Origin of the sequence: Paenibacillus phyllosphaerae, assembly GCF_014192105.1 — a bacterium.
Lineage (GTDB): Bacteria > Bacillota > Bacilli > Paenibacillales > Paenibacillaceae > Paenibacillus_Z > Paenibacillus_Z phyllosphaerae.
On sequence record NZ_JACHXK010000004.1, the window covers coordinates 97,286 to 124,250 of the forward strand.

Annotated in this window: 25 protein-coding genes; 4 read left to right on the forward strand and 21 right to left on the reverse strand. The window is 53.7% G+C overall.

Annotated features, from left to right (window positions below; translation table 11 throughout):
• Positions 1–52 precede the first annotated feature (52 nt).
• The 10 genes from FHS18_RS34895 to FHS18_RS10730 all read right to left on the reverse strand — a co-directional run bounded on the left by FHS18_RS34895 (position 53) and on the right by FHS18_RS10730 (position 13,608).
• A complete protein-coding gene (locus tag FHS18_RS34895; protein WP_183599861.1) occupies positions 53–4,825 on the reverse strand; it encodes a rhamnogalacturonan lyase family protein in 4,773 nt (1,590 codons plus the stop codon).
• A 230-nt stretch (positions 4,826–5,055) separates the two neighbouring features.
• Positions 5,056–5,802: a sulfite exporter TauE/SafE family protein gene (locus tag FHS18_RS10690; protein ID WP_183599863.1), complete on the reverse strand. Its 747-nt coding sequence runs from the start codon at positions 5,800–5,802 to the stop codon at positions 5,056–5,058.
• An 8-nt stretch (positions 5,803–5,810) separates the two neighbouring features.
• The gene (locus FHS18_RS10695; RefSeq protein WP_183599865.1) at positions 5,811–6,638 is read right to left on the reverse strand and encodes a phosphoenolpyruvate hydrolase family protein; all 828 of its coding nucleotides are present in this window, start codon (positions 6,636–6,638) and stop codon (positions 5,811–5,813) included.
• Positions 6,639–6,649: 11 nt separating this feature from the next.
• Positions 6,650–7,012, reverse strand: coding sequence for a cupin domain-containing protein (locus FHS18_RS10700; RefSeq protein WP_183599867.1), 363 nt, complete (start codon positions 7,010–7,012; stop codon positions 6,650–6,652).
• A 49-nt stretch (positions 7,013–7,061) separates the two neighbouring features.
• Positions 7,062–8,591 (reverse strand): type 2 periplasmic-binding domain-containing protein, encoded by a 1,530-nt coding sequence (locus FHS18_RS10705; RefSeq protein ID WP_183599869.1) that lies wholly within the window; start codon positions 8,589–8,591, stop codon positions 7,062–7,064.
• Between the two features lie 97 nt (positions 8,592–8,688).
• The gene (locus FHS18_RS10710; protein ID WP_183599871.1) at positions 8,689–9,570 is read right to left on the reverse strand and encodes a carbohydrate ABC transporter permease; all 882 of its coding nucleotides are present in this window, start codon (positions 9,568–9,570) and stop codon (positions 8,689–8,691) included.
• A gap of 30 nt (positions 9,571–9,600) precedes the next feature.
• On the reverse strand, positions 9,601–10,563 hold the full coding sequence (locus tag FHS18_RS10715) for an ABC transporter permease (RefSeq protein WP_343060493.1): 963 nt from the start codon (positions 10,561–10,563) through the stop codon (positions 9,601–9,603).
• 6 nt (positions 10,564–10,569) lie between these two features.
• Complete coding sequence (locus FHS18_RS10720) at positions 10,570–11,349, reverse strand: sugar phosphate isomerase/epimerase family protein (RefSeq protein ID WP_183599873.1); 780 nt, start codon at positions 11,347–11,349, stop codon at positions 10,570–10,572.
• A complete protein-coding gene (locus tag FHS18_RS10725; RefSeq protein ID WP_183599875.1) occupies positions 11,346–12,341 on the reverse strand; it encodes a Gfo/Idh/MocA family protein in 996 nt (331 codons plus the stop codon). Before FHS18_RS10725 ends, FHS18_RS10720 begins: the two co-directional genes overlap by 4 nt.
• Before the next feature lie 34 nt (positions 12,342–12,375).
• Positions 12,376–13,608 (reverse strand): Tm-1-like ATP-binding domain-containing protein, encoded by a 1,233-nt coding sequence (locus FHS18_RS10730; protein WP_183599877.1) that lies wholly within the window; start codon positions 13,606–13,608, stop codon positions 12,376–12,378.
• 295 nt (positions 13,609–13,903) lie between these two features.
• Between FHS18_RS10730 and FHS18_RS10735 the strand changes: the two genes are divergently transcribed.
• Entirely contained in the window at positions 13,904–14,476 is a 573-nt protein-coding gene (locus tag FHS18_RS10735; RefSeq protein WP_183599879.1) for a helix-turn-helix domain-containing protein, read from the forward strand.
• 69 nt (positions 14,477–14,545) lie between these two features.
• On the opposite strand, the gene FHS18_RS10740 is transcribed toward FHS18_RS10735, so the two are convergent.
• Together FHS18_RS10740 and FHS18_RS10745 are read right to left on the reverse strand one after the other, a co-directional pair.
• Positions 14,546–15,478 (reverse strand): peptidylprolyl isomerase, encoded by a 933-nt coding sequence (locus tag FHS18_RS10740; protein ID WP_183599881.1) that lies wholly within the window; start codon positions 15,476–15,478, stop codon positions 14,546–14,548.
• A gap of 32 nt (positions 15,479–15,510) precedes the next feature.
• Positions 15,511–16,449: an AraC family transcriptional regulator gene (locus tag FHS18_RS10745; protein ID WP_183599883.1), complete on the reverse strand. Its 939-nt coding sequence runs from the start codon at positions 16,447–16,449 to the stop codon at positions 15,511–15,513.
• A 224-nt stretch (positions 16,450–16,673) separates the two neighbouring features.
• Between FHS18_RS10745 and FHS18_RS10750 the strand changes: the two genes are divergently transcribed.
• On the forward strand, positions 16,674–18,080 hold the full coding sequence (locus FHS18_RS10750; protein WP_183599886.1) for an MFS transporter: 1,407 nt from the start codon (positions 16,674–16,676) through the stop codon (positions 18,078–18,080).
• Positions 18,081–18,164: 84 nt separating this feature from the next.
• On the opposite strand, the gene FHS18_RS10755 is transcribed toward FHS18_RS10750, so the two are convergent.
• The 6 genes from FHS18_RS10755 to FHS18_RS10780 form a co-directional block, all read right to left on the reverse strand.
• Positions 18,165–18,503 (reverse strand): DoxX family protein, encoded by a 339-nt coding sequence (locus tag FHS18_RS10755; protein ID WP_183599888.1) that lies wholly within the window; start codon positions 18,501–18,503, stop codon positions 18,165–18,167.
• A 61-nt stretch (positions 18,504–18,564) separates the two neighbouring features.
• The gene (locus tag FHS18_RS10760; protein WP_183600375.1) at positions 18,565–19,125 is read right to left on the reverse strand and encodes a thioredoxin family protein; all 561 of its coding nucleotides are present in this window, start codon (positions 19,123–19,125) and stop codon (positions 18,565–18,567) included.
• Between the two features lie 32 nt (positions 19,126–19,157).
• A complete protein-coding gene (locus FHS18_RS10765) occupies positions 19,158–19,586 on the reverse strand; it encodes a MarR family winged helix-turn-helix transcriptional regulator (RefSeq protein ID WP_183599890.1) in 429 nt (142 codons plus the stop codon).
• Positions 19,587–19,805: 219 nt separating this feature from the next.
• On the reverse strand, positions 19,806–20,654 hold the full coding sequence (locus FHS18_RS10770; protein ID WP_183599892.1) for an AraC family transcriptional regulator: 849 nt from the start codon (positions 20,652–20,654) through the stop codon (positions 19,806–19,808).
• A 94-nt stretch (positions 20,655–20,748) separates the two neighbouring features.
• Positions 20,749–21,228, reverse strand: a complete 480-nt coding sequence (locus tag FHS18_RS10775) for an arsenate reductase/protein-tyrosine-phosphatase family protein (protein ID WP_183599894.1) — start codon at positions 21,226–21,228, stop codon at positions 20,749–20,751.
• Positions 21,229–21,261: 33 nt separating this feature from the next.
• Entirely contained in the window at positions 21,262–21,639 is a 378-nt protein-coding gene (locus FHS18_RS10780; protein WP_183600376.1) for a hypothetical protein, read from the reverse strand.
• A gap of 293 nt (positions 21,640–21,932) precedes the next feature.
• On the opposite strand from FHS18_RS10780, the gene FHS18_RS10785 reads away from it, so the two are divergent.
• A complete protein-coding gene (locus FHS18_RS10785) occupies positions 21,933–22,079 on the forward strand; it encodes a hypothetical protein (protein ID WP_183599896.1) in 147 nt (48 codons plus the stop codon).
• Between the two features lie 86 nt (positions 22,080–22,165).
• Here FHS18_RS10785 and FHS18_RS10790 read toward each other — a convergent pair whose 3' ends face one another.
• Complete coding sequence (locus tag FHS18_RS10790; RefSeq protein ID WP_183599898.1) at positions 22,166–23,632, reverse strand: peptidase G2 autoproteolytic cleavage domain-containing protein; 1,467 nt, start codon at positions 23,630–23,632, stop codon at positions 22,166–22,168.
• A 197-nt stretch (positions 23,633–23,829) separates the two neighbouring features.
• Positions 23,830–25,113: an adenylosuccinate synthase gene (locus FHS18_RS10795; RefSeq protein WP_183599900.1), complete on the reverse strand. Its 1,284-nt coding sequence runs from the start codon at positions 25,111–25,113 to the stop codon at positions 23,830–23,832.
• Between the two features lie 110 nt (positions 25,114–25,223).
• On the opposite strand from FHS18_RS10795, the gene FHS18_RS10800 reads away from it, so the two are divergent.
• Positions 25,224–26,114, forward strand: a complete 891-nt coding sequence (locus FHS18_RS10800) for a LysR family transcriptional regulator (RefSeq protein ID WP_183599902.1) — start codon at positions 25,224–25,226, stop codon at positions 26,112–26,114.
• Here the strand turns inward: FHS18_RS10800 and FHS18_RS10805 are convergent.
• Positions 26,111–26,944: a helix-turn-helix transcriptional regulator gene (locus FHS18_RS10805; protein WP_246427585.1), complete on the reverse strand. Its 834-nt coding sequence runs from the start codon at positions 26,942–26,944 to the stop codon at positions 26,111–26,113. The two genes, FHS18_RS10800 and FHS18_RS10805, sit on opposite strands and share 4 nt — an antisense overlap.
• Positions 26,945–26,965 lie beyond the last annotated feature (21 nt).

Sequence of the window (26,965 nt, forward strand, 5' to 3'; positions counted from 1 at the left end):
AGAGCAATTGCCCTCCGCCGACTCCGTTCAGAACGAAAACGTCAATCTCTCGTTATTCCGTCAAGCCCAAAATCCGGCTCGCCACGAAGGCAAGATCTTGAATATCGATCTTCCCGTCAGCGACAAAGTCTAGCTCTTTCAGCTGCTCCCAACCTTCGTCGCCGCTCGCTGCGCCATAAACGGCTGCCACGCGCGCCAGGTCGCCGATTGTGAACTGACCATCCTCGTTCACATCGCCCGGCTTCGGCTTGTTCACGCTGCCGCGGAATGTCTGCAGCGCCGCAGCCAGATCCGTCGCTGCCTGCTCAATCCGCGACTGGCTTGCGCCGGAATCGTTAGCCACCGATTGCGCGACTCCGATCGCCGTCAGAAGCGCAGCCTTCGTACCTGACGGATACTGGCCGACCGCATTCCCTTCTACCGCAGCTTCATGGGCCGATTGCGCCTCGGCAATCAAGGCACGAAGTCCCGACCGATCGGCTGCTTGAATCGTCACGGTGTAGGAACTGCCGGCAATCGTCTGCTCCGACCCGGTGCTATCTGCCGTCATGGCTTGTGCCACAGCAACAGACGTCTGCCCTTCTCCTAGCGCCTTGAACTTCAACGCTACAAGCTGTCTATTTGACTGCTGCCCGTCTGCACCGAGATCGACGAACAGGAAGCGGACCACGCCCGGGCTTTCCTCGTAATCGAGTACGTGGACTTCATCCTTCAACGCTTCGTCGCTGAAGCCGACGAAATCGAGCTGCTCTTCGTCATAGCGGATCGTCACATCCTGCGCGGCCACTGGGCCTTCAATGCCGTTCAGTCCATATACGACCGAGAACGTATCGCCCGTCTGCACGTTGGCCGGACCGGTCAGCACGGCGCCTTCCGCTGGGATCGGCTCGTTCACCCGGATGCGCGGCATCGGCGGCTGCTCCATGCCGACTCCGAGATAGAAACTCGTATGCGGCGGTTGGTTATAAGCCGTGTTCTGCCATGCGATGCCCAGCCGATAGATGGGATCATGCATCAGCGTATAGATGCGGTGCTCGGTTACATCGGTCGTCGTGTACAAGCGGAGCGCGGTGCTATCCTCCGTCCGCCAGATGGCTTCCTCTCGCCAATCGCCGAGCAGGTCGGCCTGGAGCACGGCATTGCCCTTCGTCGAGTTGTTCGAATACGTCCCCTCCGCCGTCAGCAGGTTGTCGACCTCTTCCTTCTCGTAGTCCCACTTGCCAATCGTACCGACGCCGTTGGTGCCGTCCCAGTTGTGGTCGAGCAGTTCTCGCACCAGATCGCCGTCCCACCAGATGGCGAAGTTCGTGGACGGAATATTGTTCGTGATGAGCTGACCGTCAGCCGAGAACAGCCACCCGGTCACCGCATTCCATTCGCCGCCGATCGCCCACATCTGCTCTCCGGGGTATCGAGGATCAATATTGGCCGACAGCCCGCGGCCCGTATCGATGCCGGTATGCTGGCCCCAAATAATCTCGCCGGTGGCCGCATCCTTGAGCGCCAGCCCGTACGGCGAGGTCGTATACTCATGAACGCCGAACACTTCGAGTCCCGGACGGTTCGGATCGAGATCGCCCAGATGCATCGCATCGCCATGACCGAGCCCCGTCGTATAGAGCGGGCTGCCGTCATGATCGAGCGTCATCGAACCGTAGACGATCTCATCGCGCGAGTCGCCGTCCACGTCCGCAATGCTCAAGTTATGATTACCTTGGCCGCGATACTCCGAATTGCCGTCGTTCGTATCGAATTTCCATAACTTCGTCAGTTCACCGTCTCGCCAATTATAAGCAGCGACGGCGGTGCGCGTATAATAACCGCGACCCATAATTAGGCTTGGGCGCTCTGCATCCAGATAGGCGACAGCGGCCAGATGGCGTTCCGACCGGTTGCCGCTGTCGTCGCCCCAGTCAGCCGATCTGCCCCTTGCCGGCTCATAGTCGGTCTTGGCCAGCAGCTTTCCGGTCATGCCGTCGAAGATAACCAGGTACTCCGGCCCTTTGTAAATCCGGCCTGCCGTATCGCGGTGGTCGACATCCGCGTCGCCGATGACGTTCCCTTCCCCGTCCACCGTGCCGTCTGCCGTCCGCATCGCCACTTCCGCCCGGCCGTCGCCGTCGAGGTCGTACACCATGAACTGCGTATAGTGCGCGCCGGCGCGGATATTCTTGCCCATATCGATCCGCCACAGCTGCGTCCCGTCAAGCTCATACGCGTCGATGTAGACATTGCCCGTATAACCCGTGTTGGAGTTATCCTTCGAGTTCGACGGATCCCACTTCAGGACAAGCTCGAGCTCCCCGTCGCCGTCCAGATCGGCTGCGCTCGCATCATTCGCCCGGTACGTGTACGCTCCGCCGCTCGGCGTCACGCCATCGGCCGGTTTCTGGAGCGGAATATTGAGATGGCTGTCGCTCCATACGCGCGCGCTCTCGCCGGATTGCTCCTTGCCACCTACGATCGCCCGGACCGTATATTGCGCGTCTGCCGTTCCGTCTGCATCAAGATAGTTCGTGCTGCCCACGATCGGCGAATCGTTCAGCTTCCGACCATCCCGATAGAGGTTGAACGAGACGTCTTCCGCGTCCGTGCCGAGCATCCGCCAACCGACATAGACGCCTTCTTCGATCGGAACGGCAACAAGGCCGCGGTTCAAATATTCCATCTGCCGTTCGTAGATGGTCGCAATCGGCACGGTCAACACATCCGAGCGCTCCGACAAGCCACCCTCATTGACCGCCTCTACCTGATAGTAATACGGCACGTCGGTGAGCACATCATTGTCCGTGTAGGACGTACTGCCCGCGGCCGCAGCACCGACGAAAGCGAACGGCCCCGCTTCGGACTTAGAGCGATACATATAATAACCCTTTGCCCCTTCAGCCCCATTCCAAGCCAGGCTGATGGAATAACGGGAAGTACCGGTCACTTCAAGTCCGTCCGGCTTCGCCGGCTTATCTTCGCCTTCATCGAACATCTGCACCGTCAGCGGTTCGCTCTTCGCCGATTCAACGCCGCCGACGCCTTCGATGATGGTCGTTACGGCATACGAATAGGTCAATCCCGGCAATGCCGTCGTATCGGTAAAAGAGGTCGATTGCGCGCTGCCGATTTTGACCGCTTCTTCGACGCCCGCCTGTGTCCGGTAGATGTTGTACCCGATCGCATCCTGAGCGTCATTCCAAGCAAGCTCCACCGACGCGCTTGGGAACAGCTTCCGCTCCGTCAGCTTCAGTCCTTCCGGCACCGCGATCGCCCGGCTCGTCTCGATCGTGATCAGCTTCTCTCCGATTACGCCGCTGCCGTCCGAGGCGGCCGCTACAACCTTAACGTTGCCCCAGTGCAATGCCTTCAGCATCCCATTGGCGTTAATCGTCGCCAACGTCGTATCCCCTCCATCCGGGGTCTTAACCACCCAGCTGACGGAACGGTTGTTGGCGAATACCGGCAGCACCTCCGCCAGCATCTGAAGCTGGCTGTTCTCGGCGACCTTATCGGCTCCGCCAGCACCGCTCACGGTAAGGGTCTTTACGCTAACGCCGGTATCGTTCACCGACTTAGGCGTAATCTCGACCGCATTCACGCGCCGGTCATGTCCGCCGAAGGTGAAGGTCATTTTGCGGTCAGTCACTTCAACCGTACCGGACAGATCGCCGAACTGCCTGCTGCTCGTTGACACCCTGCCCAAGTTGACCCCTTCCACCGTTACGGATGTCTCATTGGAAGCATCATAGTCGCCAGCCGTTACTTTGACGTCATAAGTACCGTTCGGCAGATCATTCTCGAACGTGTAATCCGCCGTTCCTTGCAGCAGTACAAAATCGCTCAGCAGCGCATCGCTGGAGCCGCTCCGGTTGCGCGAATTGACCGCTTGGTTAAGACCGTATCCCAGCTTCTCCGTATAGAGCGTATTGTCTGCGACCCGAACGTAACCGTCGGCCACCGGACTGCCCGTCGTGCCGAAGTCGAACTTCAGCGGCGCGGTATTGGATGGAGCAATCGTAATGAGCTTCTCGCCCTTCACGCCGGATGAGTCGCTGGCCGCCGCCACGATCTTTACCGTACCAGGATGTATACCGGTAAGCACGCCTTTGCTATCGATCGAGGCTAATACGGTTGCGCTGCCATCTGGATTAACAACATCCCATGTTACCCAAGGAACGGTGGCATTACCGGGCGATACATCTGCCTGCATTTGAAGTTTGCCGCCGGTCGTTAAGCTGTCAGCCCCACCTTCGCCCGTTACGGCTATTCCCGAGACGGCAATTTCGCCTGACTGGCCGATCGGCGTAATCTCGATGCCGTTCAGCCTGGTATCGTTGCCGCTGATCGCGAATACGAGATTGCCGTCGCTCACTTCCACCGTGCCGGTAAGCTCGCCGAACTGACCGCTTGACGTCGTCAGTTGACCAAGGGTGATGTCCTCCGCGGTTACCGCCGTCTTGTTCGAGGCAATACTGTCGCCGGCATAGACGCGAACGCCGTAGCTGCCATTCGGCACGTCCACACGGAACGTATAGCTCTTCGCCGAAGACGTATCCAGCACGAAATCCCGAAGCATATCGCTTACCCCGGCTCCCCGATCACGGGAAGCGATGCTTTTGCTAAGCCCATATCCGAGTTCCGGCGAATAGACGGTTGCGTGATTAACGCCCGTATACCCTTCCTGGACTGGACTGCCCGCCGTGCCAAAATCAAATTTCAGCGGCTGCACCGCCGCTTCCTCTGCTTGCACGCCCGAGTACCCAGGCAGCAGCGAGAAGATCATCGTCCCGCTGACCAGCGCCGGCATCAATTTCTTCCGCCATTTGTCGACCCGCAAATCCCATACCTCCTTCAGTTTGTATGCTGCTTCTTCCATCCCTCAAGAACATTGGACATCAAGCACATGCGATCTCTTCAGAAGAAAGCGCTCTCGCAGGAGACAATGACAGTTTAATGGAAGCGGCCGGTGATGTAACCGTAAAAATCAGAGATGTTATTCAAAAATCAGTGTTTGAGGCAATAAAAAAATCCAGCCCGGCAAGGCAGGCTGGATGGAAATCGGCCGTATTATTGAACCGTGAGCATAATCGCGCCGCACATCCCAAGCAGCAGCACGATGAACTGGAACTGAGACTGTTTGATCCGCGGAATGACGTAAATCCCTGCGCATATGCCGGCGGCAATAGCCGGAATCAGCCACAGATTGATCTGTACGGAGTCAGCTGTAATCATGTCTAAATGGATGAAAAGCGGCAGCTTGATCAGGTTGACGGTGAGATAGAACCATGCGCCTGTTCCGACGAATACTTCTTTCGGCAGTTTCTTCCCCAGCAAATACATCGACATCACGACGCCGGATACGTTCCCCACCATGGTCGCAAACCCGGCCAGGGACCCCATAATCGTCGTAAACCAGGCTGACTCGGGAATCAACAGCTTCATCGCGCTCCCGGCATAATCCTTCAGCAGCTGCACGCCGATCAGCACAAGCAGCATGCAGCCGAGCAAAGGTCGGAGCCTGGTATCGTCGATGACCGATAATAACAGATAACCGCCTGCAAGACCGACAAGTACCCAAGGAAGCAGCGCGAAAAGATGCTTCCAGACGACATGCCTGCGATAGACGATCACAGCCGCGATATCGGCTGCAATCAGCATGGGCAATAGCAAGCCGACCGACGCTTTGGCGGGGAACACTTGCATCATGAGCACGGCGTTGAACACGCCGAGCGTCGCGATTCCGGTCTTGGCGAAGCCGCATCCGAACCCGGCGATGATCACGATGATGAGCTGCAGAACCGTTAACTCACCCATCGTTTACGTTAAGAGCCGATGCTTTTGAATCGTTGGACCTGCGAGGTGATGGCGATCTCCGTCGGCAGACGCTCCACGCTGGAAGCCCCGAAGAAACCAGCGACTCCTGTCGTACGGCTAAGTACATAAGCGGCGTCCTCGGGCTCGGAGATCGGCCCTCCGTGACAGATGACCAGCACGTCGGGATTAACCGATTTCCCCGCATCGCAGATCCGTTGCACCACATCGACGGCTTCATCCAGCGTCAGCGCCGTTGACGCCCCGATCGAGCCCTTCGTCGTAAGTCCGACGTGGGCGACCAAGACATCCGCGCCGGCTTCGGTCATCTTCCTCGCCTCGTCTTCATTGAACACGTATGGCGTTGTTAGAAGACCTAGCTTATGCGCTTGCCTGATCATCTCCACCTCGAGATCGTATCCCATACCCGTCTCCTCGAGATTTTGCCGGAAGACTCCGTCGCATAGGCCGACCGTCGGGAAGTTCTGTACGCCGGTGAATCCCATCTCTTGCAGCTGCTTCAGGTACACCTCCATGACGCGGAACGGATCCGTGCCGCATACGCCGGCCAGCACCGGCGTGTCTTTCACAATAGGGAGTACTTCGGACGCCATCTCCACCACGATCTTGTTGGCATCCCCGTAAGGCATTAACCCTGCGAGCGAACCCCGTCCCGCCATACGGTAACGGCCGGAATTATAAATAATGATGAGGTCTGCTCCGCCCGCTTCGGCGCACTTCGCCGATAATCCCGTACCCGCCCCGGCTCCGACCAGCGTCGTCCCTTGCGCGACCTGACTTCTTAAGCGCTGTATTGCTGCTTCTCGCGATATGGCCATGGTCCCTCTCCTTATTCGCCGACCGTTTGGCGGTCTGCGGAAGAATAGGCAATGATCATTCTGCAAGGCTCCCAGCTCGTCACCTTGGCATTATGCGGTACGCCGCGGGGAATCCGCAGCATCATCCCGGGCTCGAGATGGAACGTTTCCTCCCCCAGCGTATGATCGCACTCGCCGGAGAGGATGAAAATAACCTCTTCGCAATTGGGGTGAATATGCCGATTATTCTCTTTGCCCGCTTCAATGTAGACCATTCCGAACGTCATTTCCGCTTCGGGATCGATCTCCTTGCCGCACAGCCACTGGATTTTTCCCCACCCCATATCCAACAGACGGTGCTCCTCTTGCTTGCTCAAACTTGTAATTGTAGCCATAGTCTCTCTCCTTTTTTAAACTTATTTTTCTATTGAACTTCAATAGGCATTATTGGGTCAGAGCTAGCCGTTCCTTGTACGCCCGGTTGATTTCTTCCGTGATCTTCTTGTAATTGGCATCATTCTGGATATCTTGAATCAACTTATCCCAATCTTCAATCTTGGCTTTGCCCATGATGACCTGCGTTTTCATATCGGCCATCTTCTTCGTGTAGTCGGCGCCGAGCTTAATGTCCGTCTCCGATACGAGTCCGATGGCAACATCCGGTTTCGCGACCTTGGCGCGCTCGTCGATTACCTGTTTGTTGCGGTCGAAAATTTCCTTCGTCATGCCTGGCGCGTATGCATACATGTACGGATCGTACCGCATGAAAAGCTTGCCGAATGCGCCGACGCCAACGCTGTCCACGACGGCCTGCTCCGTTGCTACCTTCATGCCGTTCTCTTCGTTATAGTGAACGCCCTTGATGCCGTACAGGGACAAGGTGCCCCCTTCTTCCGAAGCCCCGAAGTCCAGCAGGGACAGTATCTTCTTCATCTTCTCCTCCGAGACTTTCTTCGGAATGGCGAGAACGCCAATATAGCCTCTATACTCAGGCGCGTATGGACCATCTTTATAAGTAAGCGTGGACATCGGCAGCCAATCGACCTGAGGATCGCGCTTCCATTGATCGTACGTCCAGCGGAACTGTGCCTCAATCGTCTCCGCGGTGGCCCCTGCTCTTCCCGTCGTGGCGAGATCCCAGAACTGACTGTCCTTCATGACGGAGAAGTCTGGCGGAATGAGCCCCTCGTCGAACAGCTTCTTCTTGAACAAAATGGCTTCACGCATGCCGGGATCAAAGTTAGCGTCGATTAATTCCCCGCCAATATCTTTCCAGCGACCATTCGAATTGGTGAACACGCCGTCCAATACCTCGTGTCCCCGCATCGTGTAGCCGTACGTATCGGCTTTGCCGTCGGGCTTCTGTTCCTTGAACGCTTTGAGCATGTTGTAGAAATCGTCTATCGTCTTCGGCACCTCAAGCCCCAGCTTATCGAGCCAATCTTTGCGAATGTTGGTGAACACGAAGCCATTCAGCGGCCGCGCTACGGGAATGACATAGTTCTTGCCGTCGATCGACGTATTGTTCCAGACCGATTCCGGATACGTCATCAAGTTCGGATAGGATTTCAAGTACGGCGTCAAATCCCAGAACACGCCTTGGTAGACCATCTGCTGGAAGAGCGGGTTGGTGACGTCGTTCAGCTTCAGCAGATCTGGCAGGTCGCCTGAGCTCAGCACCACATTAATCCGGTCGACATAATCGGTCCAGTTGGCTCCGGATACCCACGTGATATCCAGCTTCGTATTGGTGTTCTTCTCGAATTCCTTCACAATCGGGTTATCCGCGGAAGGCGGCTGGGCGATCGTGAAATCCGACATGATCTTGATGGTGACCGGCGCCTCCTGCTTCACCGAGTCGTTGTCGCCGGCAGCATTGCCTTCACCTGTCGAGCCGGTGCCGGCATTATTCGCATTTCCCGAGCAAGCCGTTAGGCTCGAGCCGAGCGCAATGATCAGTGCCATGGCAGCCATGGTGCTTTTCCTTTTTCGTGTTTCGAACATTTTCATCGTCGACGACCTCCGATTTTGAACGAATGCTTGAATCGCGCTAGCGCCACACGCCCGGTGCTTAACCCTTAACGGAACCAAGCATGACGCCTTTCGTAAAATGCTTCTGCAAAAACGGATAAATGCACACAATGGGCAGCGTGGAAATGACGACCGCAGCCATCTTAATCGTTTGCGTCGGGATCTGCTGTTCCGAGATCATCTCGACTGCGGCGCTACCTCCGGTGGAGGTCGAGGAGTCGACGAGCATATTGCGCAGCACGATTTGGAGCGGAACCTTCGCAAAATCGTTGATATAAAGAACGGCCGAGAAGAACGTGTTCCAATAGGCAACGGCGTAGAACAGGCCGAATGCCGCAAGAGCCGGCGCCGATAGCGGCAGGACAATTCGGAAAAACGTGCCCAGGTCGGTACTGCCGTCGATCATGGCCGCTTCCTCGAGCTCCACCGGGATGCTGTCGAAGAAGCTCTTCATTAAGATGACGTACCAGCCGCTGGTTAGCACCGGAATGATCAGCGACCAGACGCTATTGATCAAGCCGAGCTCTTTGACGACGAGATAGGGCGGGATAATACCGGGATTGAATAACAGCGTGATGACGATTGCGACGAGCATGAACTGTCTGCCGCGCAGCCGCTTGCGGGACAAGCTGAAAGCCATGGCTGCAGTGACGATGAGGCTGAGGGCCGTGCCAACCGTCGCCAGAAAGGTGCTCACAGCCGCCGCATTGATAAAAGCCGAGGTGGAGAACAGATATTCATAGGCCGCAAGCGACCAATTCGTCGGGAAGAGAATAAATCCGTTTTTCTCCGCGAACTCGTGCGAATCGGTGAAAGATACGACGAGTACATAATAAAGCGGGAACAGCGTGACGATGCCAATCAGTGAAAGCACCGCATAGTTGGCTGCATTGAACAGACGGCTTCCTATGCTTAGTTTCATACGAGCCCCTCCTTTCCGGTACGGCTGGTTTTAATAGACCCCTTCCTCGCCGAACTTCTTGGCCAGCTTATTGGCGATGATGACCAGAATCAGCCCGACGATGGATTTGAACAGGCCGACCGCCGTACTGTAGCCGAATTGCCCGTTCTGGATGCCGTTACGGTAGACATACGTTTCGAACACGTCCGCTACATCGGTCACGGCCCCGTTCATCATGAGGAAAATTTGCTCGAAGCCGACATCCATGATGTGCCCCAGGCGCAAGATCAGGAGCACGATGATGACATTGCGGATCGCCGGAAGCGTAATATGCCAGGTTTGACGAAGCCGGCTCGCGCCGTCGATCTTGGCCGCCTCGTACAGCTGCGTATCGACTGATGTAATGGCCGCCAGAATGATGATCGTTCCCCATCCCGTCTCCTTCCAGATGTTCTGGATGGTCAGCAGCGCCCAGAAGGTGTCCTTGTTGGTCAGAAAATCGTAGCTGGCAAAGCCCGCCCACTGCAGCATCATGTTGATGATGCCGGACGACTGCGATAGGAGCAGGAACGAGATGCCCACAATGATGACCCAGGACAGGAAGTGGGGCAGATAAACAATCGATTGAATCGTCCGCTTGAAGGCATGATGAGTCACTTCGTTGAGCAGCAAGGATAGTAGGATCGGCAACGGAAAGAAGAAGAGTAAATTCAAGAAGCTAATCATCATCGTGTTACGGAACAAAATGATAAAGTCGGGATTCGAAAAAAAGCGGATAAAGTGCTCGAAGCCCACCCATTTGCTGTGAAGGATGCCTAGATAGGGGGAATAATCCTGGAAGGCGATCACCACTCCCCACATCGGCACATACTTGAACACAAGGAAGTACAGGATACCCGGCAAAGCCAGCAAATAGAGGTATCGGTCGCGCCTTATATCCGGCCAGAGCCCGCGGCTTCGGGCTTTTTCTTGCGTGCGGGACTTCCTGCCGAGCTTAGCGATATTGGAGTTCACGGACGATCACCTCCGGCTGGCTTTATCCTGCGCCTCTTGGATGCCTTGCCGCATATATTCGAGACATTGACGCATTCCCTCTTGGATGCCTCCGCCGCTTTCTTCGTCAGCCGACACCCAGCCCTCATATCGGATCGCGTGGATCGCGCGGAAAATCGGCTTGAAGTCGATGTCTCCTTCTCCCAACACCCGCCAGTCGCCATCCGCAAAATCCTTCATATGGAAGTTGTCGATGAACGGTGCGAAGCTGGTAATGATCTCAGCCACGTCCGTGATCCCCGATTTCACCAAATGCGCCGTGTCGACCGTTAGGCCAACAGTCCCTTCCTGAATTTGATCGAAAAAGACATCGAAGTCCTCGCGGTACATTACCGGTTGGTCGTAATGGTGGTGCAGCGATAGCTGAATCCCTCGCTGTTGCGTCTCCTTGCCGAGCTCTGACAACTGACGGGCGAATCGGCGGATATCGTCGGCCGTTACCTGCTTTCGGGAGAGACCGTGACAGAATACGATGCGTTCGATGCCGACGCTTGCGCCGAAATCAAGCAGCGGGGCCAGGCGCGAGCGAACCTCATCATCAACGGCTCCGCCTGCAATCAAGGCCGAAGCCGCACCGGGCAACGCCCCCCATTCCTCCAGGAAGCGTGCCGGCTCATCGATATAGGAGGCGTACTGGCCATGCTTTAGTTGAAGGCCCGCATATCCGGCGGAACGGTACCCTCTGAATAGAAGGTCCCGTTCCTCATCCGATTGCGTCGGCCGAGAGAATGCAAATTTGACGTTCATACCAGTACTCCTTGATTCAGTAGAATGGGACGCTGCTCAATAGCGGAACGGTAGGCTGCATCCAGCATTGCCACTGTCTTCAGATTATCTTGGGCGCTATTCGGAGCTTCGCCTCCGGTTTCTAGCGATGACAACAGTTGATTCAAGCCTTCGAACGTAGCCGTTTCGCGGGAGACATCGTTATCCCATGTTTGGATTGGCGTCCTGGAGCCATTCCGGTACAGCTCCACGCTGTTATGCGTGCAATACAGGGTGCCCGTCTCGCCGATGACGATCATCTCCGTTCTCGGGAATGGAGACGAGAAACTTTGAACATATGTAGCGATCGCGCCGTTCTCGAAGGCAACCTGAACCGTTGCGTCCGTCTCGCCCGCGCATTCGATCGCCGAGGAGGAGCGCATCAAACTGCTGACGGAAACGGCCTCCGAACCCAGAATCTGACGGAAACCGTCAAACCAATGGATGCCCATAACGGACAAGGCATGGCGCTCGCACTGGAGACGCCAGCCGGTGTCTTGGCGGAAGAACATATTGTTGAACACGATCGACGTTACCTTGCCGATGGTATCCTGGGACACAATATCCTTCACGACGTCGAAGGTGAAATGCCGGCGGAAGTTCTGATTGACCGAGATTGGCACCCCAAGCATCGCGGCTTTGTTCGTAACCTCTATAGCATCGATCAACGTATCGGAGAATGGCTTCTCGACGAAGAGCGGGAGGCCTGCCTCCAGCAAAGGGAACACGACCTGCTTGCGGATCGAGGTCGGGGTACAGACGATCGCAACGTCGATGCCGCTGTTCTGTATAAAGTCATCCAGAGCGGTAAATTGATGCGGAATGCCGTATTGCTCCGCTTTGCGGGTAAGAATCTCAACATTCGGGTCGCATATGGCAACGACCTCGATCCGGTCCTTCTGGTTTTTATAGCCCTCCAGATGAAGCTCCGTAACGCCGCCCGCACCGACAAGACCCACTTTATACGTTTTCATTTACCGTTCTCCTCCTTTAAATGAATGAGCGTTATTAGGCCTGTTGCTCCGCTTGCGGACGATCGGCGAGCATTTCCTTCAGCAGGTCAGCTGCTCGGTCCGCAAACGCTGGATCATTGATATTGACATCCATTTCATAAACGGGAATATTGTCCTTCACATGTTGCCGGATCGCATCGAAGCAGGCTTGGTCAGCGGCCGGATCCCAGAATGGCTGTCCGGGGCTGTCGAGGATCGATACGCCCCTCATTGGAAGCAGGAAGGCAACCGGACCTGAACTGGCGTTGGCTTTCTCGGCGAGAATTCGTCCGATCTGCGCATTCTCTTCCGGCGTCGTTCGCATGAGCGTAATATTCGGATTCCACTCAACCAGATTCCGACCCGCGTACTTGGCAGGTACAGTGGCCCTGGCATGGAAATTCACCATATCCACGCAACCAGGAGCGATGACCTGGGGAATGCCTCGCTTAGCCGCTGCATCTCCCCTATCGCTACCTGCCGCAAACACACCGCCCGCGATTTCATCGGCCCACTCCGTCGTCGTTATGTCTAGGATGCCGCCGAGTAAGCCGGCATCAGCCAGACTTTCCATCGTCTGCCCGCCGATGCCCGTGCAGTGAAAGACCAACACTTCCAGATTCTCGGCCTCCAGTTGCGCCTTGGCCCGTTCGACGCAAGTAGTCGTATTGCCGAACATGCTTGCGGCAATCAGCTTCCGATCGCTTCCGGACATGATTTCGGATTCCGTCATGCCGCAAATCGCACCGGATGCCCGCGTAAAGATGGCTCTGCTGATTCGGTTAATGCCGGACACATCAACCACGGCGGGCAGCATGACGATATCCTTCGTCCCTACATAGTCCCTCGTATTGCCGGCTGCAACCGTGGAGACGATCAGCTTCGGGAACCCAATCGGGAGCGCCCGCATAGCGCTGCTCGCTACCGCGGTCCCTGCGGTTCCGCCCATGCCGATTAGGCCATGGATGGCGCCAGACGAAGCAGCCTGCGCGACGACTTTGGCAGCGCCTGCAGCCATGATCCCCATTGCCTTCCCTCGATCGTTGAGAGCGACTAATTCCTCTAGCGATATTCCTCCCTCAGCAGCGATTCGTTCACGTGGAATATCTGGATGCAAGCCCGGTTCACCGATAACACCCGTATCGAACACATACACTCCGAACCCCCGGCGCTCAATCTCGTTCTTCAGAAAGGCAAATTCAGTTCCCTTGGTATCCATTGCGCCGATCATGCCGATGATTCGCTTCACGCAACCCCTCCTTTGCAATGCCCTCCTTCAAATGCGATCAACTCGATGTAATTCCGGTTTACTCGATTAACATTTCTTCAACCTAGTTGAATTGAGATCATCATACAACATGAAACCCCTATCCGCAAGCGCTTTCTTTTATCTTTTTTTATCTTTTGAAGATAGACTATTTTCGTGAATATCCGCCATTTTTCGCATAAATTATTGGTAACTTAATGAGCAGAAGCGTTGATAATTCAACTAGGTTGAAGTATATTATACATAAATACAAATCTTAGATTAGAAAGAGGTAACCATGGACCTAGGAAGACGCATCCGTCTTATACGCAGAGAGCAGAAGAGGACTCAGGAGGAAATTGCCGAAGCATGCGGCTTCACCAAAAGCATGCTGTCTAAGATCGAGAGCGGCGGTGCCATGCCGGCCGTGTCGACCTTGATGAAAATCGCCAATGCTCTTGGGGTCAAGGTCTCCGACTTGCTTGAAGAGCAATCCAGCAACGACACGGTCATGGTTACAGCGGGGCAATACGAGGACGTTGAGAAATGGATTAAAACGAACAAAGGGTATTCGTTCTTTGCTTTTGCTTCCAATCGGCATAACAAGATCATGCAGCCGTATATGTTTGTGGCACGACAAGGAGAAGTCAATGAACACACTTTCTCCCATGAAGGCGAAGAATTCATATATGTGTTATCCGGTAAGATGCAATATCGAGTAGGCGGAAAAGAATACGAGCTTAACGCAGGAGATAGCTTGTATTTTAATTCGCTCCAGGAACATACCGTTATCCCGATCTCGGAAGAAGTTCGCTATTTGGCCGTATTTACCGAGCATCAGTCCAAACAATCGGACGATAAAGATTCGTAATTAGCTTGTCCGATAATTGAACGAGGCGACCGATATTGTCGGCAGCCTCGCTTTTGTTTGTATTTTCAGCTAACCTTCTTCGTTAGAGGCCGATAGATCGATCTCCGTAATGAGATCTTCCAACTCATTTGACATGAACCTCTCCATCGCTTCGGAAGCGAGCATCTGCCTGATTGCTGCCTTGTGATCTTCAGTCAACTTCTCGAACGAAATCTCTTCGCGCTGCTCGACCTGGATGACATGGTAGCCATATGGCGTCTTCACTGGAACGCCGATCTCACCGACCGCCTGCTCGTTGACGGCATGCTTGAACTCCGTTATGAAGCCGCCCGCAGTTTGCCATTCATAGAGACCTCCATTGTCACTGGAACCGGGATCGTCGGAATAGGCTTTCGCAAGCACATGCCAATCGCCGCCTGCCTCCAGCTTCGTCTTCACTTCCTGAATACGATGAAGTGCTGCTTCCTCGGTACGAAGCACTTCTCCTGCCGACATGTCCGTTGTACCGACAAGGATATGGCGCAGCGTGACGATGTAGTAATCCATCCTGGTCTCTTCGAAAATCGCCATTACCGCATCATCCGTAATTTTGTTGACTTCAGCATCGCCAACCGCGGTAATTAGACGGAAGAAGTACTTAATATCCGAATCGGATAGCCCCGCTTCCTCCATCCGCTTATTCAGCGCGGTGTCCACCTCAGCCGCCTGCTTCACATACGCATAGAACGTGTCCACTTGCGTATCCAATATCTTCTTCGCCTCATCCGACATCTCGCCTAAGCGGGAAGCTAACACCTTGTGGCCGATGTATGGCTTGAGAACCGTCTTTTGGTAGGGGGAATATTGTTCGACATTCATGTATTCCTGGTTCATCAGACTCATAAAACCGATATATTTGGAGAACTCCTCCTCTGTTACGGTTCCGCCTCTGTAGACAGCAATGATTTTACCGCTCCCAGCATGGGGCATAGGCCCGGTCACATTTTCCCCATCGCTCTGCAAGATCTTAGTCCCCCTCATTCAGCTAGATTCCATTAACTATCCTCGAATCCCCAAGTGCCCGCAGTTCTTCGCATCGTCTTCATATCTTGCAGCGGAGGCAGACCGAAGAGCCTTCGGTATTCCCGATTGAATTGCGATGGACTTTCATAGCCGACAGCTAGTGCCGCGGTCGTTACGCCCATCGGGCCGCTCAACAGCAGGCGCCGCGCTTCCTGAAGACGAAGCTGTTTCTGATACTGCAAAGGCCCCATCGTCGTGATCGCCTTGAATTTGTGATGCAGTCCGGAGGTGCTCATGTTGCAGGACTTAGCGAGCTCTTCGACGGTGAACGCACGCGCGTAGTTTTCTTTGATCCATTGGATCGCCTTGCCGATTCCGTCCGATTGTTGATCGAATAGCGCCTTTTGGAAAAACAAGTGCCCGAATTCGCCCGACAGCAAGTTGAAAATCATTTCCTTCTTCATCAACTCGGATAAAAATCGCACATCCTCAGGCTTATCGATGAGCTTTAATAATCGAACAAAGATATCCAGTAGTTCGCCATCCGATTTGCCGATGAACGCACCGGCACTCAGACCTTTCTCTCTCGAAGCCGGATTGATGCCTGCCTCCATAACCACAGACGCGATTTCTTCCGTCGTAAAATCGATGCGCAGCCCCAGATAAGGCGATTGCTCCATAGCTCCGGTGACTTGGGCGGAAGCCGGCATATCGATCAGCGAGGCCAAATAATCCCCCGCACCATAGTCAAATATCTCTTGGCCCAGGTAGAGTCTCTTCGTCCCTTGAAGAATCAGACAAAAAGACGGAGTCAGCACGCCGGGGCTTCGCACCGTATCTCGACGGTGCCGAATAACGGAAAGAAACGGAACTCTGGTCGATGTCCGTCCATCCGTCAGGGGAATCCGTTCCGTCATGGCTACGAGTTTCTCCAGATCTATCCTGTGATGAGGCGTATTGGCTCCAGTCATTGCGCAGTCACCGCTCCCTTGATCCTCATTCATCTCACCATTCCAATCCTTAACGAAATTATATTAACTTTGGATCGGATTGCAAAGTACCGGATAAGACAAATTTGAACATCCTTGCAGTTTTAGGCAATATTCATGCAGGAACGGTCTACTTCCTCCCATGGATTCCATTCATAATACGTCTTAAGGAACAGAATCTTGGTTACCAAGGAAGGAATGTGACTATGCATCAATCAAAGTGGATTTTGCTCACCATTATCATCGCCTGTCAGTTGATCGTCGTACTCGACGCGTCGATTATGGTAACGGCTGTGCCTGAAATCGGCCGTACCCTTCATATGTCGACTACCAGCTTAACCTGGGTCCATAACAGCTATATTTTGGCATTTGGCGGTTTCTTGCTGCTCGGTGCCCGGGCAGGCGATCTGTGGGGGCGAAAAAGAATACTGAGCGCGGGCATTGGCTTGTTCTCGCTCACCTCGCTGCTGGCCGGATTGGCACCGACGGCCGAATTCCTGCTTGTGTCCCGTGCATGCCAAGGATTGGCGGCGGCAATGGCAACGCCTGCTGCGTTGGCACTGTTATCGGCGAACTTCGTTGAAGCCAAGGAGCGTACGAGAGCGATTGCGATGTACAGCGCGGTTTCGGCTGCGGGCGGAAGTATCGGTCTCATCCTTGGCGGATTTTTCACCGATTTTATTACATGGCGCGCCGGAATGTTCATCAATGTCCCCATTGGCATGGTGCTGCTGTACTTGGTTCAGAGACATATAGAGAGGACGGATACAAGGACGGGACGGTTTGATCTAATGGGTGCGATAACATCCGTAACGGGCATGACTTCGCTGGTCTACGGCTTAGTCCAAGCAGCGGATAGTGGCTGGGCGAATCCTGCGTCATGGATTCCGCTTGCATCCGGCCTGCTGTTGTTAGGGCTTTTCGTTCTCATTGAAGCTCGAGCGGCCGAGCCGATCGTCCCGCTTCGATTATTCAAGAGCCGTCAGCGTTCCGGGGCTTATCTCGGCAGATTCCTCATCGTATGCGGGAATTTCTCGCTCTTCTTCTTCGTCCCGCAATACTTGCAGAACGTCCTCGGTTACAGCTCCTTCGAAGCAGGCTTGGCTTTCCTGCCATTCACGGGCGCCCAATTCGGGATGATGTACCTGATTCAAGGCTTGGTGCACCGATTCGGTATGATCAAAGTGATGACCGCCGGTTTGCTGCTGGCCTCTCTCGGCACGCTTTGGCTGAGCAAAATCATACTCGCCCAAGAAGCATTCTTCCCGCATATGTTCATCCTGCTCTCGATTATGGGGGTTGGTTCCGGCATGGTCTTCCAGCCGCTTACCGCGCTTGGGCTCGCCGATGTGGAGGCTCGCGATGCCGGCGCAGCTTCGGGTCTGATTAATGTCGCGCATCAAAGCGGCTCCTCGTTCGGTCTAGCTGCTCTCGTTACCGTATTCGATGCGGGCGTCGGCTCGGATCAACCATCAACGTTGCAACTTGCACATGCCCTATCGAACTCCGTCCTGGGATCCGTCGCATTTATACTCGCTGCCCTTACCGTAACGCTTCTATGCTCGCTTCCTTCACGCCAACCCGCTCGTAAGCAAGCACTTACGGATTCTTGATACTAGCGGCGATCGAACTTTTGCATAAGCATAAGCGCAAGAAGAGCCGGACACATGATGTATCCGGCTCTCCTATTTTGCATATTAGATCAAATGAGTCATGCTGATCATGACGGACAAAAGGCAAAGCACGATAGCCGGTATCGCTTTCGAGAAGGAATCCTTCGCAAGGACAAGGAGGACAAATGCTGCGACCAACATCGTAGCAGCCAGTAGAAGCCCCGCCAGGACTGCGGCTAACGGATACCAAATGCCTACGATTAAACCGATAGCGGACGTAATTTCAATCAATCCCGTCAAAAAGTTAAAGATGGAAGGCATGCCGAAACGCTTGAATTCATCTGCCATCTTGCCGGAAATGATCTTGCTTCCCGTAAACAGAAAGAATAAGCCGACAATAACTTGCAAAATAAGAATCACCAAGATGGTTCCTCATTTCTCTGAGTTAAATTTATATGCTATAGCATGTTTATTTGAAAAAAATTTATTTTTCTTCGATCGCCATAATCGTCTCTTTAAAACTGGCGTATACGTAAGACCATAACGTTGGATCCTGGGCATACCGAGATCTCAACGATCCGTACATTTCTTTTTGTTTATCTGCGAAAGAAGGATCCTCCTTATCCGGTAACGTGGAACGAAGTTGATCGACGATCTCCTGGACTTTAGGTGCGCGTGGTCCCCATTTGCCTACGACCTCTCCTTCGGCATTGAGAATGAGTACGATCGGGATTGCACGGCCTCCATTCGTCAGATACCGATCCATTAATTCGACGTTCGAATCCCGCAAGACTACACGCATCTCCACTTTAGCAGCCTCGGCTACTTTGCGCAGGATAGGATTGATCATCATGGCATCGCCGCACCAGTCCTCTGTAATGACCAACCAATGAAGCGAGGAAGCCTCAAGCTTCTGTATACAATCAGGATCCGGGATCTTAAAGTGATTGAATACGAAGAAGCTTTCGTCTTTAAGCGTGTTCATTTCATCCATATACGCTTGAATCGTCTTTCCTTCTTCAAAATATTGCTGTTCGGATTTAATCACCGACGTGCACCTCTTTTCTTAATCATGATCTAGCTGTCTTCCTTAACGCTTGCGTACAATTTTTCAAGAATAACCTTCAATTGCCGAACTTCGTTTTCGCTCAAATACCTTGTCACGTGATTGTGTGCTTCGGCGACAACGGGCAGGAGTTCTGATTTAAGCGCGATTCCTTTAGGACTCAGATATAAGTTATGCGATCGTTTGTCCGTATCGTTGACAATCCGTTTGACGATTCCCTTCTTCTCGAGCGAGTGGATCATTCGAACGACCGTGCTCTGATCGCGGTCGATTGCTTCCGCAAGTTCTTTTTGCGTCGTTGCGCGGTCCCCGTCCAATACGCTGAGAATACTCCATTGCTCTGGCGTCATCTCATAGGGCTTCAGCTGCTTGGTAAAGTAGTTGGTCATCTTCACATCCGTACGATGGATCAGAAAACCTGTAATGTTATTCAGTTCCATACATCTCTCCAATTGAAATGATCTGTAGACTATACGTTCCCTTTGGCGGAAAACGCTCCTCCCTCTTCGTTATATGCTATAGCATATAAATTAACTCATACAAGGTTCATTGTCAAGGGGATGAGCAACCTCAATCTTATGTGCTTCCATAACAAAAAAACCGCGCAGCGCACGGTTTCCAGGCGTACTATCGATATACTGAGGTCAAATATACCCCTTCTATTTTTTCTTTACAGGTATCCAAATCTCCCCTGTGGTATGTCCGACCATACCATAATACATTTCGAAACTAGGAGCTTCGACCTGTTCGTAACCGGATGTCGGGAACCACTCCGTATAGATTCGTTCCCACAGTTTTTGCAGATCACATTGCGGTTCCGGGAAGATAGCCCACGTTAATGCCGGGACAGAAAGCTTGGTAAACCGCTCTGGAACCTTAAGCCCTTTGGGCAAATGATAGCAGATCATGTACTTGAACAATTCCCCGCCCTGATCATATAGGGCAGCGTGCAATATCGTGTTGCTAAAGCGCCCCAGCAATTCGTTCATAAGCGCAACGCTGCCGTCTTGGTCACATTTCTCCCGGAATTCAGGGACCTCAACGAAAGCCGTTTTCCTGTCCGAATGAATCAGACCATACACGCCAAACATCTCGAACGACCCTTTTTGTTCGATTCGGTAATTCATCTCGATATCCCCTTTGATTGAAGAATGAAAGGACATTCGAGGATAGGCCTTTAGAGAAACGCCTTTGTCGCGCGCAGCGATCGGCATGATCCCATGAAGATTCTTAAACGCCCGCGCAAACGCTTCTGGCGAATCATAGCCGTATTTCATCGCTACGTGAATGACCTTTGCGTCCGTTGTCTGCAGTTCGAATGCCGCCAAAGTCAACCTTCGCCGCCGAATGTACTCCGATAATGACACGCCAGTAATAAACGGAAACATGCGTTGAAAATGATACGTCGAGCAACAGGCTCTCTGCGCGATCTCATCATACGAGATCTCCTCTGCCAGGTTTGTCTCGATATATTCCATCGCGTTATTCATCCTACTCAGCCAATCCATCGAATCCCCTCCCTTCGGGATCAATCTTATCGTAGATAATCACGGAATACCGTGCAGTTTGTGCACCAATAAGTCAGTGTATCAAGGATACGTATCACGCTTCCTCTGCTGCTCCTTCATGGATCTTAAGGCAGTTGCGCAGAACATCCGGCATAGCTTCTAGGAAGAATATAACTAACTGCTTCATCTCCTCTACGAAGTTGGCGCTATCGGGAGCTCCAATTTGGACGGCTACCGTTTGACCCTGGTATACTTCATTGAAGAGCATGATCTCCCGATCATAATGCTGTTTGACATACTCCCGGTGAAGTTCGCTCATCCCGATTATTTGATTGTATTTCTCGAAACACGACTCGTTGAATGGCTTCCTCTTGAATCCAGATGTGTCGATGCCCAACTCCTTCATAATCCCGAAATGAACATCCGAGTATCGGCTAATATCGCTGTTAGCCCGTATCCCGGCCGACTCTACCGTTACGGACGTATTTCCGATCTCATTCAAGTAATGGTTCATGCACAATTCAGCTATGACGCTACGGGTGTAGTTATCCGTACAAATAAACAAAATGTTCATTACCGCATCTCACTCCATGAATTCGAATTGAAATCAGTCCCTAACATCATTGGGGATCTCCGACAGAATATAATGTCTTGAATATTGTCGAGTCTCTACCACTTTGGTCTGACCGTTGTTCTCGAAGACAAGGCCAGCACCCATCTGTTCAATAAAGTCCCACCCCTCATTCTTCATCATAGCCTTGATCACATCATATCTAGATTCGCCTGTGTTCCTCGATATGTATTTGGTGGTCTTGTCCGTGCGGGAATAAGATTCATAACTGCTGTTCGTCCATTCAAGTTCAGCTATGGAAGAAAGTATAGGCAGAGGATTTCCCTCTTGGAACAACGCGCTTCCGAATCGAAAGCCAAGAAGCGCAACGCCTAAGACGACGAGCAGAACTGCGCTTAGTAGGATTTTTCTCATCCTCTTCACAAAGAACCCTCCGACTCTCTAAGTTTGGCTGCAATCCCGCTTCAATAAGCCTCTTCGATTATACCACCAAATTATCCCAAAAATAATGCGCGCATGGCATCTTTTCTAAGCTGCTATCCCTCATACTCCCTCTATCGTTCAATGCTCCGATTACGATCGGTACTGTTGCTAAGCCTCACAGCATCCGGCTTGCCCGGTCGGCATTAAGACAGCTATAACAAGCGTGGTTGGCGTAAGCGGAAAGTCTCACGTAGAACGACATTGCAGACGAACCTTTCATCGCCATGAAGCCCGGTTACAAAGGACTTGGCAATCGCGAAGTCGCGCAGATCCGGCTCGATGAGCCCCACTGCGAGGGCAATATCGGCATCGCACTGATCAAGGGACGATTCCTGTCGCCAGCCGCCATGATTCAAGCAATTTATCGGTGATTATTTTTAAGACGAACTGGCATTCACGAAGCAATAACAAAGCCCATAAGTGAACAAGCCGCCATCACGGCGACTTGTCACAGGCTTCAGAATTTTCTACCCATCAACACCAGAATCTGATTAACGCCGGTACGCTTCAACACATAGTACCCTTGCTCCGCAGCGGTGGCGATCCCTTGATCGTTGCATATGCATAATCCGCCAGCCGCGCATGTGCCATCGTCTCGGACCAACAGCTTGCCGACTAGCCCCACCGCGACCCATTCGGGTCTTCTCGAACGCGGGATATAGACTTGCTGCGGATCCCACTGCGGATTGAGAATCGGCTGCCGTTCCATATGCGCCGGTACGATAAGGTTCCCATTCGAATCCGACCGTGCCGGAACTTCCGCTTCCCGATAGCGTGTTCTACCCCATTCGTCGGTCTCGAATTTCCGCGCCCATCTTAGATCTGCGCTGTCCGAGAGAAACGCCGGCTTGGCGCTCGTAATGCCGATGACATACCGGTCCTCCGCTTGCGCGATTCGAACCCGTTCGCCCGCCAAGGCCACGAAATAGCCTGGTTCGATTGGAAGACCGTCCTCGGTCTCGAACATCTCCGCATAGTCGGCTGCCGGACTGCTGACCGTTCCGTCGATTTTCACGTCGCCGCTGCTTAAGATTTTGGCCGCTAGTCCCGGTTCGGTATCGCTAGTTCCGTTCGCCAAGTACCAGGAGTACGACGCCTCGTCGGCCGCGCCGAACTTCCCCATAATATGGACGCCTTCCAACTCATTCGTCGTCGTCCCTTGTCCTTGCGCATGCGAGACGAAGCTATCGGCAACCGTATTCACGCCTTGCGTATGGGACGCGAACCCGCTCGCGGTCGTAATGGCTCCCTCCGCATGGGCGCATTGACCGCTCGCGATCGTCTGGCTGCCTTGCGCATGGGATAAATCTCCGTTGGCCAGCGTACGCTGACCTTCTGCATGGGCAAAAATCCCGCTCGCTTCATTCAAGTTGCCTTCGACATGCGAAGCTCGGCCGCTGGCAATATTGTTCTCGCCCTCGGCATGCGAAGCCTGGCCGGAAGCCGTCGTCTCCATCCCTTCCGCGTGCGAATCCAATCCCGTCGCCTGCGTAAGTTCTCCCTCGGCATGGGCACCGATTCCATGCGCTTGCGAGAAAATGCCCTCGGCATGGGATTGGTTACCGATGGCACGCGTCTCCCAGCCTTCGGCGTGCGCGTAAACCCCGCTTGCGATTGAAGCACCGCCCTCCGCATGGGCAGCTGGACCGATCGCCTGCGAGAGATACCCTTCCGCATGAGCGGATGCGGAGCTCGCCAGTGTGGCGAAACCCTCCGTATGCGCATTCTCGCCGCTCGCGATGGTGCTTTGCCCTTCAGCATGCGAGTACAACCCGCTCGCGACCGCGCCTCCGCCTTCGGCATGAGAGGCAGGGCCGACCGCTTGCGTCAAGTACCCTTCCGCATGCGAAGCTGCCCCGGCAGCGATCGTATTGTTGCCTCCCGCTTCCGAACAAGCGCCTATTGCTTGTGAATCACAGGCCATAACGTCCCCACTCCTTTTTGTCTGCGAATGCGTAGAATCCATAGCAGCTTCAACAAAAGCGTCCGTCCGTGTGTCATGCATGAACGTCGGACAATCCGCTGGCTCACGCTACCATTCTATGAAACTCGCAAACGTAAAGCATGGGCCAACTAGAAGCGAATTGGATCGCATGATCGCGCCCCCTGTACGGATGAGCTTTAACCTCTAGCGATCAATTGGTCGCGTCTTGGACCGACCGAAACGAAGGAGATCCTTGCGTCGATCATCGATTCAATAAAATTCACATAGTTCTGCGCAGCTTCGGGAAGTTCCTCGAACGATCGGACATGCGCGATATCGCATTTCCAGCCGTTCAACCGTTCATATACGGGCTTAGCATGCTCAAGCCGCGCGCTTACCGGAAAATCCGTCGTCCGTGTGCCGTCCGAAAGTATGTAGCCCGTACAGATCGGAATTTCGTCCAAGTATCCAAGCACATCCAGATTGGTCAACGCCACTTCGGTCGCGCCTTGAATCGCGCAGCCGTACCGGGTCGCCACGGCATCGAACCATCCTACGCGGCGCGGACGACCGGTAGTCGCCCCGAATTCTCCAGCATCCCCGCCGCGGCGGCGCAGCTCTGTCGCGGACTCGCCTTCTAATTCCGTCACGAAAGGTCCCGCGCCGACACAGCTGGAATACGTTTTGGTAACGGCCATGACGCGAGTGATCGCATAAGGCGGCAACCCTGCTCCTACTGGGGCAAACCCGGCAAGCGTGGAAGAAGAGGTCGAATAGGGATAGATCCCATGGTCTGGATCCCGAAGCACGCCGAGCTGCCCTTCCAAGAGAATCGATTCGCCTTGAATATAGGCTTCATGAAGCAGCTTCGAAGTATCCCCCACATAGGGACGGAGCTTCACCGCATGCTCGATTAACTCGGGCAGCAGTTGATCGGCTTGAATAGGGCTGATTCCATAGAGATGGGTGAGCAGCGCATTTTTGGCTTCCAACGAATGTTGCAGCCTCCGCTTCAGTCGTTCCTCGTCATACAGATCGGCCACTTGAATGCCGAGCTTCATATATTTGTCCGCATAGAAAGGCGCGATCCCGCGTCTCGTCGACCCGAAGCTATTCACGCCCAGCCGCTCTTCTTCCAGCTCATCTAACAATCGGTGGATGGGAAGCACGATCTGAGCCCGATCCGATACATAGAGACGGGGTTCAGGAACGCCTCGATCAAGCAGTTCTTCCCTTTCTTTCATCAGGACTTCGACATCAAGCGCAGTTCCTGGTCCGATCACATTCGTTACGTTCGGATTAAACACGCCGGAAGGCAGCATATGCAGCGCGAATTTGCCGTAGTCATTGATAATCGTGTGACCCGCATTGCTTCCTCCCTGATATCGAACGACATAAGAGGATGTTGCCGCAAGCACATCCGTCATTTTCCCTTTCCCTTCGTCTCCCCAATTCGCCCCTACGATCGCGGTAACGCTCATCTCAACGACCTCCTGTACTTGATTTCCTTTACAAGGAAAATTATAATTTCCATAGGACCCATCAGTAAAATTGATATTCATAATATCCCCCATAAAATGAGGTAATGACAATGGAAGTGAATCTCGAGTGGTATCGCGTTTTTTATTGGACGACGAATCTAGGGAGTTTGACGAAGGCCGCCGAGAAACTCCATATTACGCAGCCGGCGATCAGCCATACGTTGAAACAATTGGAGCAACGTTTCGGAGGGCCGTTGTTCTTTCGTACAGCCAAAGGGGTTAACTTAACAGCGGAGGGCGAAGTGCTGTATCAGTTTGTCGAAAAAGCGATCCATCTGCTGGAACTGGGCGAACGAAAAATGGCCGAAATGCAAAATCTCCTCGACGGAGAAATCACAATCGGCGCAAGCGATACATTATGCAAGCATTATTTGCTTCCCCATCTGGAGGATTTCCATCGTCAATATCCCCAAATTAAGGTTCGCGTAACCAACAGGACGACGCCGGAGACGATCTCGCTGCTGAAAGAGGGCAAAATCGATTTTGGCCTGGTCAGTCTGCCAGTAGAGGATCCCAAAATCGACTTCCGATTCAGCTCTCCCCAACAGGATTGCCTGGTCGGCAATGCGAATTATGTTGAGCTGGCCAACAGTCCCTTGCCGCTTGAACAGTTACATCAATACCCGCTGATGCTGCTTGAGTCCGGCAGTAACACAAGGCAATACATCGATGCTTTCGCACAGGGACACCAGATCCAGCTTCAACCCGAATTCGAGCTCGGCAGCCACGATCTGCTCGTTCAGTTCGCCGTCAGCGGCATCGGCCTTACCTTTGTCGTACGCGAATACGTAACCGAGGAGCTCGAATCCGGCAAGTTAGTCGAAATTCCGTTAACGCCGGCAATTCCCACCCGGCATGTCGGAATCGCCACGCTTCGAGGCGTGCCGCTCTCGTCTGCCGCCAAACATTTTGTGAGCCTATTGCCTGGATCGATCGGCTAGGCGCTCGGACCGTTCAACACCTTCTCTTCCGTCCCGCTGCCCGCCATCGGCGTATACACGCAGCAGTGCACATCCTCGTTGCCATTGATCTGGCCGAAGGTGTGGATCTCGAAGCATAACTCGCCAAGCTCCGGGTGATTCAACGTAAAAGGCTGGGCCTTCTTCTCTTGCACGTCAAGGCGGTCCCATAACGCAGCGAATGCATCGCTTTGAGCGGACAACTTGTTGGCAAAAGACGCATACCACCCGTCCCCTTTCGACTGACCATAATACGACCGAAGGATGGCCGCGCTATATTCGGCGAACGCTTCCCAGTTCAAGACGCGTTCGCGCAGATACGGGTTCATGAATAGGGACCACACCAAGTTGCGGCCCATCGCCGGATCTTCCAGAAAGTCGTACAGGAGTCGAGGCGCCAAGCGGTTCCAAGCGATGATCTCGGTCCGGCGATTGACAATGATCGCAGGGTAAGGCAGGTGGTCGATAATCTTCTGCAAGCCTGGCTCCACCGGCGAGGTTGGCGTAACTTCTGACCGATCCGGCACATCGCCGAATCCCGATAATCGCATGACATGCAGCGTCTCATCGGGGGACAGGAGCAGCGCTCTGGCGATATTGGCCATCACGTCCCTGGATGCCGCCACGTCTCTTCCCTGTTCCAGCCAGGTGTACCACGTGGTGCTGACATTCGCGATTTCGGCCACTTCCTCGCGGCGGAGTCCTGGCGTCCTCCTCCTGCCGTATCCGCCGCCGATACCGACGTCTGCCGGTTGCAGCTTCTCCCTGCGCGATTTCAGGAATTCCCCGAGCAGGCTACGGGTTTGCGTCATGCTAGCAGCACCTCCGAGTTC

Excerpts from the sequence above, each read along its gene's own strand:
- FHS18_RS10795 (WP_183599900.1), bottom strand. The coding sequence starts at position 25,113 with ATGAGCGTTACCGCGATCGTAGGGGCGAATTGGGGAGACGAAGGGAAA.
- FHS18_RS10770 (WP_183599892.1), bottom strand. The coding sequence starts at position 20,654 with ATGGATTGGCTGAGTAGGATGAATAACGCGATGGAATATATCGAGACA.
- FHS18_RS10765 (WP_183599890.1), bottom strand. The coding sequence starts at position 19,586 with ATGGAACTGAATAACATTACAGGTTTTCTGATCCATCGTACGGATGTG.
- FHS18_RS10800 (WP_183599902.1), top strand. The coding sequence starts at position 25,224 with ATGGAAGTGAATCTCGAGTGGTATCGCGTTTTTTATTGGACGACGAAT.
- FHS18_RS10750 (WP_183599886.1), top strand. The coding sequence starts at position 16,674 with ATGCATCAATCAAAGTGGATTTTGCTCACCATTATCATCGCCTGTCAG.
- FHS18_RS10785 (WP_183599896.1), top strand. The coding sequence starts at position 21,933 with ATGAAGCCCGGTTACAAAGGACTTGGCAATCGCGAAGTCGCGCAGATC.
- FHS18_RS10780 (WP_183600376.1), bottom strand. The coding sequence starts at position 21,639 with ATGAGAAAAATCCTACTAAGCGCAGTTCTGCTCGTCGTCTTAGGCGTT.
- FHS18_RS10695 (WP_183599865.1), bottom strand. The coding sequence starts at position 6,638 with ATGGCCATATCGCGAGAAGCAGCAATACAGCGCTTAAGAAGTCAGGTC.
- FHS18_RS10790 (WP_183599898.1), bottom strand. The coding sequence starts at position 23,632 with ATGGCCTGTGATTCACAAGCAATAGGCGCTTGTTCGGAAGCGGGAGGC.
- FHS18_RS10745 (WP_183599883.1), bottom strand. The coding sequence starts at position 16,449 with ATGACTGGAGCCAATACGCCTCATCACAGGATAGATCTGGAGAAACTC.
- FHS18_RS10705 (WP_183599869.1), bottom strand. The coding sequence starts at position 8,591 with ATGGCTGCCATGGCACTGATCATTGCGCTCGGCTCGAGCCTAACGGCT.
- FHS18_RS10805 (WP_246427585.1), bottom strand. The coding sequence starts at position 26,944 with ATGACGCAAACCCGTAGCCTGCTCGGGGAATTCCTGAAATCGCGCAGG.
- FHS18_RS10725 (WP_183599875.1), bottom strand. The coding sequence starts at position 12,341 with ATGAAAACGTATAAAGTGGGTCTTGTCGGTGCGGGCGGCGTTACGGAG.
- FHS18_RS10735 (WP_183599879.1), top strand. The coding sequence starts at position 13,904 with ATGGACCTAGGAAGACGCATCCGTCTTATACGCAGAGAGCAGAAGAGG.
- FHS18_RS10690 (WP_183599863.1), bottom strand. The coding sequence starts at position 5,802 with ATGGGTGAGTTAACGGTTCTGCAGCTCATCATCGTGATCATCGCCGGG.
- FHS18_RS10710 (WP_183599871.1), bottom strand. The coding sequence starts at position 9,570 with ATGAAACTAAGCATAGGAAGCCGTCTGTTCAATGCAGCCAACTATGCG.
- FHS18_RS10775 (WP_183599894.1), bottom strand. The coding sequence starts at position 21,228 with ATGAACATTTTGTTTATTTGTACGGATAACTACACCCGTAGCGTCATA.
- FHS18_RS10700 (WP_183599867.1), bottom strand. The coding sequence starts at position 7,012 with ATGGCTACAATTACAAGTTTGAGCAAGCAAGAGGAGCACCGTCTGTTG.
- FHS18_RS10720 (WP_183599873.1), bottom strand. The coding sequence starts at position 11,349 with ATGAACGTCAAATTTGCATTCTCTCGGCCGACGCAATCGGATGAGGAA.